This window comes from Microvirga thermotolerans (genome assembly GCF_009363855.1).
Classification (GTDB): Bacteria; Pseudomonadota; Alphaproteobacteria; order Rhizobiales; family Beijerinckiaceae; genus Microvirga; species Microvirga thermotolerans.
This window is the reverse complement of record NZ_CP045423.1, coordinates 1,519,738-1,534,221: the sequence shown is the minus strand read 5'-3', so window position 1 is coordinate 1,534,221 and position 14,484 is coordinate 1,519,738. Positions and strand designations below refer to the sequence as shown.

Genomic DNA, 14,484 nt, shown 5'->3' with positions numbered 1-14,484 from the left:
CAGGCCGCCCTTCCTCCCATGTCGGCGCGTTCGCCGGCTATTCGACGGACAGGGCCACGAAGCGGACCTCGCCCTGCGAATTGGCCACGAGAAGCAGGACGGACTTGCGGCCCTGGCTCTTGATGGCGTCGATCCGCTTGGTCACGTCGGCGGGGCTGGAAACCGGCTCCTGACCCACCTCGACGATCACGTCGCCCGGCTGGATCCGCTTGTCGGCGGCGGCCGAGTTGGGATCGACGCGGGTGATCACGACGCCCTTCTGGTCGTCCTTGAGACCGTAGCGGCGGCGGAGATCCTCGCTCATGGTCGCCATTTCGAGGCCGAGGGCCTGCCGGGTCACCGTCGGCGTGTCGGTGGAGGGCTGCTGCAGGTTGGCCTGCTTCTCCCCGTCCTCCAGGCGTCCGAGGGTCACCTTCTTGGTCTCCTCCTTGCCCTTGCGGACCACCACCACGTCGACGGTCTTGCCGACCGGCGTGGAGGCGACGATGCGCGGCAGGTCGCGGGAGTCCTTCACCTCCTTGCCGTCGAAGCGCACGATCACATCGCCCACGTCGAGGCCCGCAGGCTTGGCGGGACCCTTCTCGTCCACGCCGGCGATCAGCGCGCCGCGCGCCGTGCCGAGGCCGAGCGCCTCGGCGGTGGCGTCGTCCACGCTCTGGATGCGCACCCCGAGCCAGCCGCGGCGGGTCTCGCCGTACTGCCGGAGCTGCTCGATGACCGGCGCGGCAGTGGAGGCCGGCACGGCGAAGCCGATGCCCACCGAGCCGCCGGTGGGCGACAGGATGGCGGTGTTGATGCCGACCACCTCGCCCTTCATGTTGAAGAGCGGACCGCCCGAATTGCCCTTGTTGATGGCCGCATCGGTCTGGATGTAGTTGTCGTAGGGGCCGGAATCGATGTTGCGGCCTCGGGCCGAGACGATGCCGGCGGTCACCGAGCCGCCCAGGCCGAAGGGGTTGCCGATCGCCAGCACCCAGTCGCCGGGCCGCAGGGCGTCGGAATCCCCGAACTTGACCGCCTTGAGCGGCTTGTCGGTCTTCACCTTGAGGACCGCGAGGTCGACCTTGCTGTCCTTGCCGACGATCTCCGCCTTGAGCCGCGTGCCGTCGGAGAAGATCACGCTGATGTCGTTGGCGTCGCCGATCACGTGGTTGTTGGTCACCACGATGCCCGACGGATCGATGACGAAGCCCGAGCCCAGGGAGTTGGACCGGCGCTGGCGCGGCGTGTCGCCGTTGCCCTGGCCGCGGCGGTTGAAGAACTCCTCGAACAGGTCCTCGAAGGGGGTTCCCGGCGGCAGCTGGGGCAGCGTGCGGTTCTTGGCCTCGACCGTGGTCGACGCGGAGATGTTGACGACGGCGCCCGTCACCTCCTCGGCGAGGTCGGCGAAGGATTCCGGGGCGGAACGGGCCTGCGCCGCCATCGGCAGCGCGGTCGCAACGAAGGCGGCGACGGCGAAGCAGGACGCGGCCAGCCTGCGGGACAGGCGGTTCGGCCGCACCGTTCCGGAAGGCGCCAGCGCGCTCAGGGCTTGGGTCATTGAAGTTCCTCTCTTGGAGAGCCGTGGATATAGATTGTCCCTCTGCTTCGCCATTCAAGCGCGGAATGCGGCGGAAGAGGGGCTTAGAGCGGATTGCGCTTCGGCGGAATCGCACTCCGCTCCGAAGCTTCTGGTTTGCCGCATTGTCGGACGGACCCGGAGGGCCGCGCCAGCGAAAACCGGTTTCCTTCTCCTGAAAATGCTCCAGGCCGTCACCCGAACTGCCGGATGAGCCAGATCACCACGAGACCGGCGACGGCCGAGAGGATCCCGACCAGGCGCATCCGGTCGCTCGGGCTGTGGGCGGCCTCGTACATGGCGCGGCGCATGCCGTCGGGAAACGCCGCAAACAGAATGCCCTCGACCACGAGAGCGAGGCCGAGGGCTGCGACGAGATCCTGCATGGGACGCTTATTGGGCCGGAGCCGGCTGGGCCGGCCGTGCGGGCGCCTGGGCCCCGTTCGAACGGCCGGACGGGTCGTTGAAGTAGCGGAAGAAATCGGAATTCGGGCTCAGCACGAGGCGCGTCTCTCCTGACTTGAGACCCGTCTCGTATGCCTGCAGGGATCGGTAGAAGGCGAAGAAGTCCGGGTCCTGGCCGAAAGCCTCGGCCAGAATCCGATTCCTATCCGCATCGCCCTGTCCGCGCAATTCCTCCGCGCGCCGGTTGGCCTCGGCGCGGATCACGGTGGCCTCGCGCTCGGCCTTGGCGCGGATGGTCTGGGCCAGCTGCTGGCCGTTGGCGCGCAGGTCCGCCGCCTCGCGCTCGCGCTCCGTGCGCATGCGCTGGTAGACGGCCTGGCTGTTGGCCGCCGGGAGGTCCACCCGGGTCAGGCGCACGTCGATCATCTCAATGCCGAGGTTCTGCGCCTGCCGGTTCACGTCCTCCTGGATGCGCTGCATGAGCTCGCTGCGCTCCGTGCGGACGATGGCGTCCCGGGAAGCGCTGGCGAGAACGTTGCGCATGACCGAGTTGGTGAAGCTCGCAAGCCGCTGCCTGGCCAGTTCGAGGCTCCCGACCGCCTGATAGAACTTGAGCGGGTCCACGATGCGGTAGCGGGTGAAGGCGTCCACCTCCAGGTTCTGCCGGTCGGCGGACAGGATGGTCTGGACGGGCAGGTCCAGGTCCAGCACGCGCTTGTCGAAATAGGTCACCGTGTCGATGAGCGGCACCTTGAAGTAGGGTCCGGGCTCGCGCAGGGCCGACTGCACCGCTCCGAAGCGCAGCACCAGCGCATACTGCGTCTGCTGCACGATGAAGATCGAGCTGTAGAGCGCGATCGCGGCGATCGCCAGGAGGATGACGAGGCCCGTCCGGAGGGCTGGACTGTTCATCGGGTGGCTCCCTGCTGGCTGGAAGGCGCGCCCTGGGCCGGCTGGCGGGGCAGTTGCATGAGCGGCAGGTAGGGGACGACGCCCTGTCCGTTCTGGTCGATGATCACCTTCTCGACCCCGGACATCACGCGCTCCATGGTCTCGAGGAACATCCGCTCCCGGCTCACGTCGGGCGCCTGCCTGTAGGCCTCGTAGATCTGGCGGAAGCGGGCCGCCTGGCCGGTGGCGTCGGCCACCGCCTGCTCCCGATAGGCCTCGGCCTGCTGCACGGTGCGGGCCGCCTCGCCGCGGGCTTCGGGCACCACGCGGCTCGCGAAGGTCTCGGCCTCGTTCTGCACGCGCACCGCGTCCTGCTGCGCGGCGTTCACGTCGAAGAACGCCTGGCGGACCTCGGCGGGCGGCTGCGCGGCCTGGAGCTGGACCACGTTGATGAGGACGCCGGCGCCGTAGGCGTCGAGGGTCGTCTGCATGATCTGGCGCACTTCCTGCGCGACGCTCGCCTGCTCGGTGGTGAGCACGTTCTGGATCCGGCGGCGGCCGATGACCTCGCGCATGGCGCTCTCGCCGACGGCCTTGATGGTGCCTTCCGGGTTCTGGAGGTTGAAGACGAAGTCCTGCGGGCGGGCGGGATTGACCTGCCAGACCACGTCGAAATCGATGTCGATGATGTTCTCGTCCCCGGTGAGCATCAGGCTCTCTTCGAGCATGTCGCGGGGACGCCCCTGCCCCGAGGGGGTGGAGCGGTAGCCCACCTCGATGCGCTGCTGCTCGGTCACGTTCGGCTTGAGCACCCGGCCGAGCGGATAGGGCAGATTGTAGCGCAGGCCCTCGCCCGAGGTGCCGGTGAAGCGGCCGAGCAGCATGTTGATGCCGACCTCGTTCGGGCGGACCGTGTAGAAGCCCGTGAGCAGCCAGATGCCGATGGCGCCGAGCAGCAGGACCGCAAGGCCCTTCCCGCCCATCGAGCCGCCGGGAATGATGTCCCTCAGCCGATCCTGGCCGCGGCGCAGGATCTCCTCCAGGTCGGGGGGCGTTCCATTGCCGGAAGGTCCGCCCGAGCCCCAGGGACTCTTGCCGCCTCCCGAGCCTCCGCGCTGGCCCCAGGGCCCGCCGCCGCTTTGGTTACTCCAAGGCATGGTTGCCTTTCCTCACTCTGAAAAGACCGGCCGCACGAGCCGATGGAACCTCAAGGCGGTTGTGGGTGGTCTTTCTCCCGCCTGTCAAGGCTGCGACTTGGGGATTGTGGCGGCTTTCGTCAACCTTGGCCGCAGTCAGGACCGGCGTTCGAGGTCGATAAAGGTAAACGGGTGCTCGTCATCGGCCCCTTTGGGGTGGTCGCTGCGTCCGACTTCGCGGAAGGCCGTACGGTCGAAGTCCGGAAAGGTGGCGTCGCCTTCGGGAGCGACATGAACCTCCGTCAGATGGATCCGCGTCACATGCGGCAGGGCGAGCGCATAGATCTCGGCCCCGCCTGCGACCGCGACGGCGTCGGCCCCCATCCGGCGGGCGATCTCCTCGCCCTTCGCGACGGCCTCGTCCCAGCTCCTCGTCACATGAACGCCTTCGGCGGCGAAGCCCGGATCGCGGGTGAGGACGACGGTCTCGCGCCCCGGCAGCGGCTTGCCGATGGACTCGAAGGTCTTGCGTCCCATGATCATCGGCTTGCCCCAGGTCAGCTCCCGGAACCGCTTGAGATCGGTGCGCAGGCGCCAGAGCAGGCGGTTGTCGCGTCCGATGACGCCGTTGTCGGCCACGGCGACGACGAGGATGAGAGGCAGGCTCATGGGGACCTTCGGGGAGCGGAGTGGGTTTCGATCCAGGCGGCGAAGGCGTCTTCCGTCATGCGGACATGCGATCCTCACCGAAAGCATCGCAGCGGCAGTTTATACGGTTTATACAACGGGTCCTTCAACCGGCGAAGTTCATCCCGCCAGCCTCTCCAGCGCCTCCCCCGTCACCCGCTGCACGGTCCATTCGTCCATGGGCACGGCGCCGATGGAGCGGTAGAAACGCAGGGCGGGCTCGTTCCAGTCGAGGACCCACCATTCGAGGCGGGGCAGGTTCTCGGCGATGCAGATGCGGGCGAGATGGCGCAGCAGCTCCCGGCCGATTCCCTTGGAGCGGAAGGCGGGCCGCACGAAAAGGTCTTCCAGGTAGATCCCGTGCCGGCCGCGGAAGGTCGAGAAGTTGTAGAACCAGAGGGCGAAGCCGGCGGGCTCGCCCTCCCATTCGGCGATGTCGGCGAAGACGCGCGGATTCGGCCCGAACAGGGCGGCCGCGAGGTCGCCCTCGCCGGCATCGACCTCGTGGGCGAGGCGCTCGTAGTCGGCGAGCTCGCGGATGAAGGAGAGGACCAGGGAGACATCGCGGGCCTCGGCCCGGCGGATGACGAGAGACTGGGAGGAGGATGCAACGGCGGTCATGGAGCCGTTGTGCCCAAGCTTCGCCGCCCTGTCGAGCCTCAATCCGGCTCGTCCTCCGCCTGGACGCGGCGGGGCGAGCCCCATTCCTCCAGGACCTCGTTCATGTGGTCGAGGACGAAGAAGCGGGCGCTGTCCACGTCGTAGCCGTCGTCGAGCAGGGCGTCGTAGTCGGTGAGGCGGTGGCGGATGTAGGACACCAGGGACAGCCAGGCGGCGGTCTCGGGGGTCGCCGTGTGCAGGCCCCGGCTGCCGAGGGCGTGATCCGTCACCGCCTCGAATTCGTGCCGCGGGATGCGCGGGGCGAGGATCCTGACGGCGCTCTCGATGACCTCGCGCCGGCCCATGGCGTCACACCGCGACGGGAGCCTTGATCGCCGGATGGGGATCGTATCCCTCGATGGCGATGTCGTCGAAGGTGAAGTCGAAGAGCGAACGCACCGCCGGATTGAGGCGCAGCTTCGGCAGCGGCCTCGGCTCGCGCGACAATTGCAGGCGCGCCTGCTCCAGATGGTTCAGGTAGAGATGCGCGTCCCCGAAGGAATGGACGAAATCCCCCGGCTGGAGCCCGGTGGCCTGCGCCATCATGTGCGTGAGGAGCGCATAGGAGGCGATGTTGAAAGGCACGCCCAAGAACACGTCCGCCGAGCGCTGGTAGAGCTGGCAGGAGAGCCGCCCCTCGGCCACGTAGAACTGGAACAGGCAGTGGCAGGGCGCCAGCGCCATCCTGTCCAGGTCCGCCGGGTTCCACGCCGAGACGACGAGGCGGCGGGAATCGGGGTTGCGGTGGATCTCGTCGAGAACCCACTGGATCTGGTCGACGGTGCCGCCGTCCGGCTTCGCCCAGGAGCGCCACTGCTGTCCGTAGACCGGGCCGAGATCGCCGTTCTCGTCGGCCCACTCGTCCCAGATGGTGACGCCGTTCTCCTGCAGGTAGCGGACGTTGGTGTCCCCCTTCAGGAACCAGAGCAGCTCGTGGACGATGGAGCGCAGGTGCAGCTTCTTCGTCGTGACCAGCGGGAAGCCGTGGCTGAGGTCGAAGCGCATCTGGTGGCCGAACACCGAAAGGGTGCCGGTGCCGGTGCGGTCCTCCTTGCGGACTCCCTCGTCCAGAATGCGCCTGAGAAGGTCGTGATAGGCCTGCATGACGTGCTCCTCGCCTCTTTATAGGGCAGGGCGCCCGGAGGTTCCGAGAGCGCATTTCGTCCCCGCGGAACTTGTCCCCCGCTCTTTCAAAATGCGTGCGTCTTTCCTATATTGGGGATGCCGGCCGCGAGGTCGGCTATGGCGATAAACGGCTATCGGAATAAACCCATCGGACCCGGGGGCGGTACCCGGCGCCTCCACCCAAACCCAGGCACCGCTTGGGTTTCGGCGGGGGCGAAATAGGATCGACGAGGGCGTAAAGGATAGACTTTCGCTCGGCATGGTTCCGCCGTTATCGGGCCGATTCAATAGTTGCCAACGACAACTATGCTCCGGTTGCGGTGGCTGCGTAAGCAGTCCCCAAGGCCGATTCGAAGCCCTAGCGGTTAGCACCGTTAGGCGGGGTCCGGAGGCACCTGGCAACAGAAGCCTCCACCTTCTCTCCGCCTTGTCTGCAAGGGCTCCCTCATGGCCGGTAAAGACCTGATCCGCTACGATCTTCTTGTGCAGGACGCCCTGAAAGGCGTGGTGCGCAAGGTGCTGGTCGACGCGAGCAGGGACGGCCTGCCGGGCGAGCATCATTTCTACATCTCCTTCCGCACCGACTATCCCGGCGTGCGCCTCTCCAACCGCCTGCGCGAGAAGTACCCGCAGGAGATGACCATCGTCCTCCAGCACCAGTTCTGGGACCTGAGCGTCACGGAGCACGCCTTCGAGATCGGCCTGTCCTTCTCGGGGGTGCCGGAGCGGCTGCTGATTCCCTTCGATGCCCTGACCGGGTTCTTCGATCCCTCCGTGCAGTTCGGCCTCAAGTTCAGCAGCGAGGGCGAGGAGGAGGAAGGCCAGGCCGAGGAAGAGCCCGCGCCCAAGCGCACGGGCGAGTCGCAGCCGGTCGAGCTCAAGCGGCCGAAGTCCGCTCCGGCCGAGCGGAAGCCGGAGGAGAAGAAGCCCGCGGCCAAGGCAGACCGCCCGGAACCCGAGGCGACAGCCCCTGCGAAGGCCGAGGAGCCCAAGCCCGAGGGCAGCGCCCAGGTCGTCAGCCTCGACGCCTTCCGGAAGAAGAACTGATTCCGCCTTCGCGGAATCGCTCCCTCCCTATTCCTCCCCGAGAGCGCCCGAAAGCTCCGCCGACGGAGCGGCCCCGCTCCCGGACGCTTCCCGCCTGCGATGCGTCAGCCGCATCGGCAGCCCGCCCTGCGGCCTCAAGGTGATGCGGTGCAGGGGCCGGACCTCGTGGCCTTCCACCAGATCGAGGCGGGCGGCGCGCACGACGCTGGCGAGGACCACGGTCGCCTCCTGGAGCGCGAAAGCCGCGCCGATGCACACCCGCGGCCCCGCCCCGAAGGGCAGATAGGCGAAACGGTCGATTCGATCCCGGTTCTCCGGCAGGAAGCGCTCGGGATCGAACGCGTCCGGATCGCGCCACAGCCTCCGGTGCCGGTGCAGCACGTAGGGAGCGACGGTCACGATGGAGCCCGCGGGAATGTCCACATCGCCGACCCGGTCGTCGGCGATGGCGGCGCGGCTCAGGAACGGTGCGGGCGGATAGAGCCGCAGGGCCTCGTCGATCACCGCGCGGGTGAAGACGAGCCTGTCGAGATGGTGGAACGCGAACGGTCCGTCGCCCAGCACCCGGTCCACCTCCTCCTCGATCCGCGCCCGGGACCTCGGGTCCTGCGAGAGGAGATAGAGCGACCAGGACAGGGCGTTGGCGGTGGTCTCGTGACCGGCGCCGATGAAGGTGACGATGTTGGAGCGCACGTCCTCGTCGCTCAGGCCCCGCCCGGTTTCCGGGTCGGCCGCTCCGAGGAGCAGGGTCAGGAGGTCCCGCGGGGCGGGCTCCCCGCGCGCGATCAGCGCCTTGCGGGCCTCGATCAGCCGGTCGACGAGTTCCTCGAAAAAGCGGATCGCCGGCCGCGCCCTGAGACGGCCGATGCGGGGAACCCAGTCCGGCCAGCCGAAGATGTCGATGGGGTCGACGCGGCCGATTCCCTCGAAATAGCGGGTGATGGCCCGGGCCAGTGCATCCGGGTCGCGGGCGACGCCCTGCGTGAAGATGGTGCGCTCCAGGACGTCGAGGGTGATGCGGGTCATCTCCAGCGACGCGTCGACCACCCGCCCGTCGGGCCGGCGCCGCCAGCGGCGCACGAGGCGGTCCGCCGCCTCCACCATGGCCGGGAAGAAGCCGGCGACGGCGCGCGGGGTGAAGAGCGGGGCGAGGGTGCGCCGCTGGAGGCGCCACTCCTCCCCCTCGGCGGTGAGGAGGCCGCGCCCGAGGCCCGGAGCGAGAATCCGGATCTGCAGGTCGTCCTTGCGGTAGTTGGCGGCGTTGTCGACGAGGACGTGGCGGATGATCGCGGGATCGTTGACCACGGTCATCCGCCCGAGAACGCCCTCGCCGGAGACGACCGGCTCCTCGAAATGCTTCTCCATCCAGGTGGCGAGCGGGTTCCGGCGGACGGCGAGGAGGAATGCCAGGAGCCCCATGGGCTCGGTCCGGGGCGGGGGCGCGGGCGGGCGGAAGCGGGCGGCGCCGGAGAGGTCGCTCGGGGAGCCTTCGGGGGAATTTGCCATGCCTTCGCGCTCGTTCGCTGTTGCGGGCCGCGATCTTTGAGATAAGAACACGAACCCCCATAGAAAGAGGTCAGGATGTCGCCCTCAACCCGCACCGAAACGGATACCTTCGGCCCCATCGAAGTTCCCTCCGACAAGCTCTGGGGTGCCCAGACGCAGCGCTCGCTCCAGAACTTCCGCATCGGCGGCGAGCGGATGCCGCTTCCCCTCGTTCACGCCCTCGCCATCGTGAAGCAGGCGGCCGCCCTCGTGAACAAGGATCTCGGCAAGCTCGAGCCGCGCCTCGCCGATGCCATCGCGAGCGCCGCCGCCGACGTGGTGCAGGGCAAGTACGACGACGAGTTCCCCCTCGTGGTGTGGCAGACGGGCTCCGGCACCCAGTCCAACATGAACATGAACGAGGTCCTCTCCAACCTCGCCATCGAGCGCCTGGGCGGCGAACGCGGATCGAAGAAGCCGGTCCACCCGAACGACCACGTGAACATGGGCCAGTCGTCGAACGATTCGTTCCCGACCGCGATGCACATCGCGGTGGCGCGCGAGATCAACGACCGGCTCCTGCCGGCCCTCAAGCACCTGCACAAGGCGCTCGACGACAAGGCGAAGGCGTTCAAGGACATCGTGAAGATCGGCCGCACCCATCTGCAGGACGCGACCCCGGTCACCCTCGGCCAGGAATTCTCCGGATACGCGATGCAGGTGGAGCTCGGCATCGCCCGCATCGAGGCGACGCTCCCGGGCGTCTATGCCCTCGCCCAGGGCGGCACCGCCGTCGGCACCGGGCTCAACGCCCATCCCGAATTCGCCGACCGCTTCGCGGCGAAGGTCAAGGAGCTGACCGCCCTGCCCTTCACCTCGGCCCCCAACAAGTTCGAGGCCCTCGCCTCGCACGACGCTCTGGTCTTCACCCAGGGCGCCCTGGCGAGCCTCGCGGCGGGCCTGTTCAAGATCGCCAACGACGTCCGCCTCATGGGTTCCGGCCCGCGCTCCGGCCTCGGCGAGATCTCGCTGCCGGAGAACGAGCCCGGTTCGTCGATCATGCCCGGCAAGGTGAACCCGACCCAGGCGGAGGCGATGACGATGCTCTGCGCCCAGGTGCTCGGCAACCAGGCCACCGTCACCTTCGCCGCGAGCCAGGGCCATTTCGAGCTCAACGTGTTCAAGCCGGTGATCGCCAACGCGGTGCTGCAGTCGATCCGCCTCCTCGCGGACGGTGCGGTCAGCTTCACGGACAACTGCGTGGCCGGCATCGAGCCGAACCACGAGCGCCTGAAGGACCTGATGCAGCGCTCCCTGATGCTGGTCACCGCCCTCGCGCCGAAGATCGGGTACGACAAGGCGGCCGCCATCGCGAAGTCCGCGCACAAGAACGGCACGACCCTGAAGGAAGAGGCCCTGAAGGCGGGCGTCTCCGAGGCCGATTTCGACGCGGTCGTCCGGCCCGAGACCATGCTCTCGCCAGGCTAGCCGGGAGGCGCCGATGGCGGAGATCGTCAATCTGCGCCAGGCGCGCAAACGCAAGGCGCGGGCCGAGAAGGAGGCCCGCGCCGCCGAGAACCGCCTCCTGTTCGGCCGGACCAAGGCCGAGCGGGAGAAAACCGAGGCCGAGAAAGCCTTAAGCGAGCGCCGCCTCGACGGTCACAGGCGCGACGGGGACGAACCCTGACATGGGCTCCGGCATCCTCAAGCGCTCGGTCTCCATCGCCGGGCACCGGACGAGCATCTCCCTCGAGGAGCCGTTCTGGGAAGCGCTGCGCGAGATCGCCGCGCGGCGCTCCCTCTCCGTTCAGGCGCTGATCGGCCGCATCGACTCGGAGCGCGGCGCGCAGAACCTCTCCTCCGCCATCCGCGTGTTCGTGCTCCAGGACCTGAGGGACAGGCTCAGCCGCCCGGGCGAACGTTGATCGCCGGCGGCGGCGCGATCTCCAGAGGAGGCGTCAGGGGCGGCATCGTGAAGGGGGCGGCGGTCGGCCCGTCAGGCGGCGGCAGGGCCGCGTTCGGATCGTTCCTCTGCTGCGACTGGATCCGCTCCGCCTCGATGCGGGCCCGGTCCGCCTCTTCCCGCGCCTTCGCCTGGCGGGCGGCCTCCTCGGCGGCCGCCTTGGCGCGGCGTTCCGCCTCCTGCTGCGCCTGGATCTGCCGCTGCCGCTCGGCCTGCGCCTTCTCGAAGGCCTCGATCTTCTCCAGTTCCCGCTTCAGGACGATGGCGGCAAGGCCGTTGCGGAACGGACCGGCGTCGATCTCGCGCACCGGCGCCGCAAGGGAGCCGCGCCAGGCGAGCCCGACGGAGGGCGGCGCGCCGACCCAGCCCTGGGGAGCCGCCTTCGCGGCCAGCGTACCGCGGGCTTCGAGCGCGAGGGATTTCAGGTCGTAGGTGACGGCCCCCTGCCACGAGGCCGCGGCGTTCTGGACGACGAAGGGCGAGAGCCGGAGGGAGCCGGAGACCAGGGCCGCGGAGGTCGAGACCGTCGGCGCGGCGAGCGCGGCGCGGGCGAGCTCCATGCCCAGGACCGCCTCCGCCTTGCCCTCCGCGAGCGGGTCGGCATCGGCGAGCAGGCGCTTGAGGGCGCGTTCGAAGGCGGAAGGGTCCGTGTCGGGCAGGCGCAGGTCCGCGACGCGCCACTCCCCCGCGCCGCCGAGATTGGCGACGAGCCCGGCCATGCTGTCGGCCGCCGAGCCGAACTTGAGGCTCCCCGTCAGGCGCGCCTCGAACGGCGTCGGTCCCGCCAGCGCCGAGAGCGGCACGTCGGCGATGGCGCCCTCCCCCACGACGGAAGCAAGAGCTCCCTGGCGGGTGACGGTCGCCGAGCCGGTGAGCCGTCCGCTGCCGAGAGCGGCGTCGAAATTGCGGAGCGCGGCGCCGTCCGGCGTCGCCTCGACCGCGAAGCCGGCCCGCGTCGCCTGGATCCCGCGGCCGAGGTCGAGGTTCGCCACCTTGAAGGCGACCTGGCCTCCCGTGACGAGGCGCGCGCTCTGCCCGAAGCGGGCCGTCGACCAGATTGCATTGGCATCCGGGCCCGGCGGCGTGTTGAGGGCGAGCGTGGTCACGAGCCACGGCAGGGACAGGCGGTCGAGGGAGACGTCGCCGGTAATGTCGGAGCGGGAGCGGACTGCGAGCCGGGCCTGCACGTTGCCGTTCGCGATCTGCCCGGTGACGGACAGGAGCGAGGCGTCCCGCTCGCGTCCCAGGGTGATGCGGCCCTGCGCCGGGACCGGCGAGGCGACGCCCGAGCCGTCGCCGAGGAGGAGAAGGAACGGCGCGATGTCGGCGGTCGCAATCTCCGCCTCGCCGCTGTCGATCACGTCGTCGTCCGCGCTCAGGGCGAAGGGACGCCGGGTCGTGACCTTCACGCCGCCCACATCGCCCGAGACCGTGACGTTGAACCGCCCCGAGCTGACGCGCGTGCCGCGCAGGATGACCTGGGACGGCCGGTTCAGGGACGGGACGGTCGCGCGGTTCACCCAGCGCCCGGTATTGTCCGTGCCGAGGGTGACGTCGAGATTCTCCGTCCGTCCGTCGAGGGAGTCGACGGAACCCAGGAAGCTGCCGCCGGCGGCGGTGCCCTTGGCGGTGGTGCGCAGGCGCAGCTCGGTGGAGTTGGGCGGCGGCGCCACGCGTTCGGTCACGATGTCGAGGTCGAGATCGCCCTCGCGCAGGAAATACGGCACGAGCTTCGAGATGCCGCCGATCCAGACGCTGCCGAGAAGATCGACCAGCGGTGCGGCGCGCTGCGCCGTCACCTTGCCCGCGATGCGCCCCGACCCGTCCGGCGCGATGCGCCCGCTGACGCGGGCATTGGCACCCGCGAGGTTCACGATGTCGAGGGATTCGACGAGGAGGGCGGGACCGTCCGAGAGAATGCGCGCCGTGATCCTGCCCGCCTCGGGCCGGGTGCCGGCGCGGACGTTGCGCGCATCGAGGATGAAGCCGACATCGAGATTCTGCGTCGCCTCGAAGACGCTGGAGACGCGCGGGAGCTGGTCGAGGTTCAGGTTCTGGATCGCGACCTGCGCCTCCAGCTTGCCGCGTCCGTCGCCTTCGGGCGCCGTGTAGCGCAAGTTCCCCGTCAGGACGGCCTCGCCGGCCTTCACGCGCATCCGGCTGAGCGACATGACCGGGTTCGAATAGGCCACGTCCGAAGACATTTCGAGCGGCCGCCCGTCGAGGGCCTTGAGGAAGGGCGAACGCAGGCCGAGGCGCTCGAGGTAGCGGGCGAACCGGTCGGACTGGCCGGAGGCGAGCGCGACCTTGCCGTCCGCCCCGCCCTTCGTGGTCAGGCCGACCGTTCCCTCCATGGCGATCCGCGTGTCGCCCGGCGCCAGCAGGTCGATGCGCTCGATCCTCGCCTCGCCCTTGTCGAGGGTCAGGCGCAGGATCGCATTCGAGAGATCCTCCTGGGCCAGCCCGATGCTGTCGATCTTGAGATCGAGATCGAGGGGGACGGAGACGCGCGGCAGGGACCACTCCCCGAGGCGGCTTGTGAAGTCCTGCCCGCTGGAGGAGAGGATGAAGCTGTCCGCGTCGAGCCTGCGCCCTTCGAGCTTCAGGCGGATGCGCGGATCGTTGAGCCCGATGCTGCCCTCGCCCGCCATGCGCAGGCTGGCGCCGCCCTCCCCCGCCTCCAGCGTGAACGGGCTGAGATCCACCGCGCCCTCGTGGGCCTTGAACTCGGTCTCGATCACGATCGGGATGGGAATGCCGGCCGCCGCGACCTGGGCCGGAGGGCCGAAGAGGATCTTGGCCTTCCCGGCGAGGATCGGGACCGGCGGCGAGGCGCTCTCGCCGTCGAGGGCGAGCTTCGCCTCCACGTCGAAGCGCGGATAGACGTCGCCGCCGCCGCTCAGCCTGAGCTGGACGGTGCGGTCCGGCGTCAGCTCCCCCGTGACGAGGCGGAAGGGGACGCCCGCCGTGGATCCCTCGACGCGCCAGGGGCCGACGAGCTTCTGGCCCTCGATGGAGACGTTCTCCGCATAGGCCTGGTCGGTGCGCCCGGTCGTGGGCGTCTGCGTCGTCACGAGAAGCTGGGCCACCTTGAGGCTGTCGATGGCGAATTCCCGCCCGCGCGCGCTGCCGGCGGTCAGGTCCTGCGGCACGCGCCAGCTTCCGTCCGGCGCGACGGGGATGCGGATATCGGCCCGGCCGATCCGCGTCTCGGTGAAGCGCACCTCCCCGCGCAGGAGCGGCGTCAGCGCGATTTCGGCCCAGACGAGATCCGCCGTCAGGGACGGCGAATCCGGCGTCTTTCCGCCGAGGCGCAGCCGGTCGAAGCGCAGCCGCGGCGAAGGCAGGATGCGCACGCCGATGCGGCCCTCCGTATGGGCCTCGGTCCCCGATGCGCGCGAGATCAGGCGATCGATGGAGCTGCGATGCGCCTCCCAGTCCACGAAGGGAGGGGCGGCGACGGCGACCGCCAGGATGAGGATCACGATCGAAGCGATAATCGTCAGGATGTCGCGCAAGAGGCGGCC

At 69.2% G+C, this 14,484-nt stretch carries 14 protein-coding genes and 1 other RNA gene; 5 read left to right on the top strand and 10 right to left on the bottom strand.

All coding sequences use genetic code 11. The features are described 5' to 3' along the window. Window positions 1–37 precede the first annotated feature (37 nt). The 8 genes from GDR74_RS07175 to GDR74_RS07140 form a co-directional block, all read right to left on the bottom strand. The gene (locus GDR74_RS07175; RefSeq protein ID WP_152585667.1) at window positions 38–1,540 is read right to left on the bottom strand and encodes a DegQ family serine endoprotease; all 1,503 of its coding nucleotides are present in this window, start codon (window positions 1,538–1,540) and stop codon (window positions 38–40) included. A 212-nt stretch (window positions 1,541–1,752) separates the two neighbouring features. Beyond that, a complete protein-coding gene (locus GDR74_RS07170; RefSeq protein WP_152585666.1) occupies window positions 1,753–1,944 on the bottom strand; it encodes a DUF2065 domain-containing protein in 192 nt (63 codons plus the stop codon). A gap of 7 nt (window positions 1,945–1,951) precedes the next feature. Next, window positions 1,952–2,875, bottom strand: coding sequence for a protease modulator HflC (gene hflC / locus GDR74_RS07165; RefSeq protein WP_152585665.1), 924 nt, complete (start codon window positions 2,873–2,875; stop codon window positions 1,952–1,954). Then, the gene (hflK, locus tag GDR74_RS07160; RefSeq protein ID WP_152585664.1) at window positions 2,872–4,011 is read right to left on the bottom strand and encodes an FtsH protease activity modulator HflK; all 1,140 of its coding nucleotides are present in this window, start codon (window positions 4,009–4,011) and stop codon (window positions 2,872–2,874) included. The genes hflC and hflK overlap by 4 nt, the downstream gene beginning before the upstream one ends. 135 nt (window positions 4,012–4,146) lie before the next feature. Beyond that, on the bottom strand, window positions 4,147–4,659 hold the full coding sequence (locus tag GDR74_RS07155; RefSeq protein WP_152585663.1) for a dihydrofolate reductase: 513 nt from the start codon (window positions 4,657–4,659) through the stop codon (window positions 4,147–4,149). 138 nt (window positions 4,660–4,797) lie between these two features. Continuing rightward, on the bottom strand, window positions 4,798–5,298 hold the full coding sequence (locus GDR74_RS07150; RefSeq protein WP_152587683.1) for a GNAT family N-acetyltransferase: 501 nt from the start codon (window positions 5,296–5,298) through the stop codon (window positions 4,798–4,800). A 38-nt stretch (window positions 5,299–5,336) separates the two neighbouring features. Next, window positions 5,337–5,642, bottom strand: a complete 306-nt coding sequence (locus GDR74_RS07145; protein ID WP_152585662.1) for a DUF2293 domain-containing protein — start codon at window positions 5,640–5,642, stop codon at window positions 5,337–5,339. A 4-nt stretch (window positions 5,643–5,646) separates the two neighbouring features. Continuing rightward, window positions 5,647–6,441 (bottom strand): thymidylate synthase, encoded by a 795-nt coding sequence (locus GDR74_RS07140; RefSeq protein ID WP_152585661.1) that lies wholly within the window; start codon window positions 6,439–6,441, stop codon window positions 5,647–5,649. A gap of 80 nt (window positions 6,442–6,521) precedes the next feature. Here GDR74_RS07140 and ssrA point away from each other — a divergent pair. Continuing rightward, window positions 6,522–6,878, top strand: a transfer-messenger RNA (tmRNA) gene (ssrA, locus tag GDR74_RS07135). A gap of 31 nt (window positions 6,879–6,909) precedes the next feature. Then, window positions 6,910–7,509: an SspB family protein gene (locus tag GDR74_RS07130; RefSeq protein ID WP_152585660.1), complete on the top strand. Its 600-nt coding sequence runs from the start codon at window positions 6,910–6,912 to the stop codon at window positions 7,507–7,509. A 27-nt stretch (window positions 7,510–7,536) separates the two neighbouring features. Here GDR74_RS07130 and GDR74_RS07125 read toward each other — a convergent pair whose 3' ends face one another. Further along, a complete protein-coding gene (locus GDR74_RS07125) occupies window positions 7,537–9,015 on the bottom strand; it encodes a cytochrome P450 (RefSeq protein ID WP_152585659.1) in 1,479 nt (492 codons plus the stop codon). A gap of 75 nt (window positions 9,016–9,090) precedes the next feature. Here GDR74_RS07125 and fumC point away from each other — a divergent pair, with 75 nt between their 5' ends. The 3 genes from fumC to GDR74_RS07110 are packed head-to-tail and all read left to right on the top strand — an operon-like array spanning window position 9,091 to window position 10,919. After that, a complete protein-coding gene (fumC, locus tag GDR74_RS07120; RefSeq protein WP_152585658.1) occupies window positions 9,091–10,482 on the top strand; it encodes a class II fumarate hydratase in 1,392 nt (463 codons plus the stop codon). A 13-nt stretch (window positions 10,483–10,495) separates the two neighbouring features. After that, the gene (locus GDR74_RS07115; protein ID WP_152585657.1) at window positions 10,496–10,681 is read left to right on the top strand and encodes a DUF4169 family protein; all 186 of its coding nucleotides are present in this window, start codon (window positions 10,496–10,498) and stop codon (window positions 10,679–10,681) included. A 1-nt stretch (window position 10,682) separates the two neighbouring features. Further along, window positions 10,683–10,919 carry a ribbon-helix-helix domain-containing protein gene (locus GDR74_RS07110; RefSeq protein ID WP_152585656.1) on the top strand — a complete coding sequence of 79 codons (237 nt, stop codon included), beginning with the start codon at window positions 10,683–10,685 and terminating at the stop codon, window positions 10,917–10,919. On the opposite strand, the gene GDR74_RS07105 is transcribed toward GDR74_RS07110, so the two are convergent. Then, window positions 10,897–14,475, bottom strand: coding sequence for an AsmA family protein (locus GDR74_RS07105; protein ID WP_152585655.1), 3,579 nt, complete (start codon window positions 14,473–14,475; stop codon window positions 10,897–10,899). The genes GDR74_RS07110 and GDR74_RS07105 overlap by 23 nt on opposite strands. Window positions 14,476–14,484: the final 9 nt, after the last annotated feature.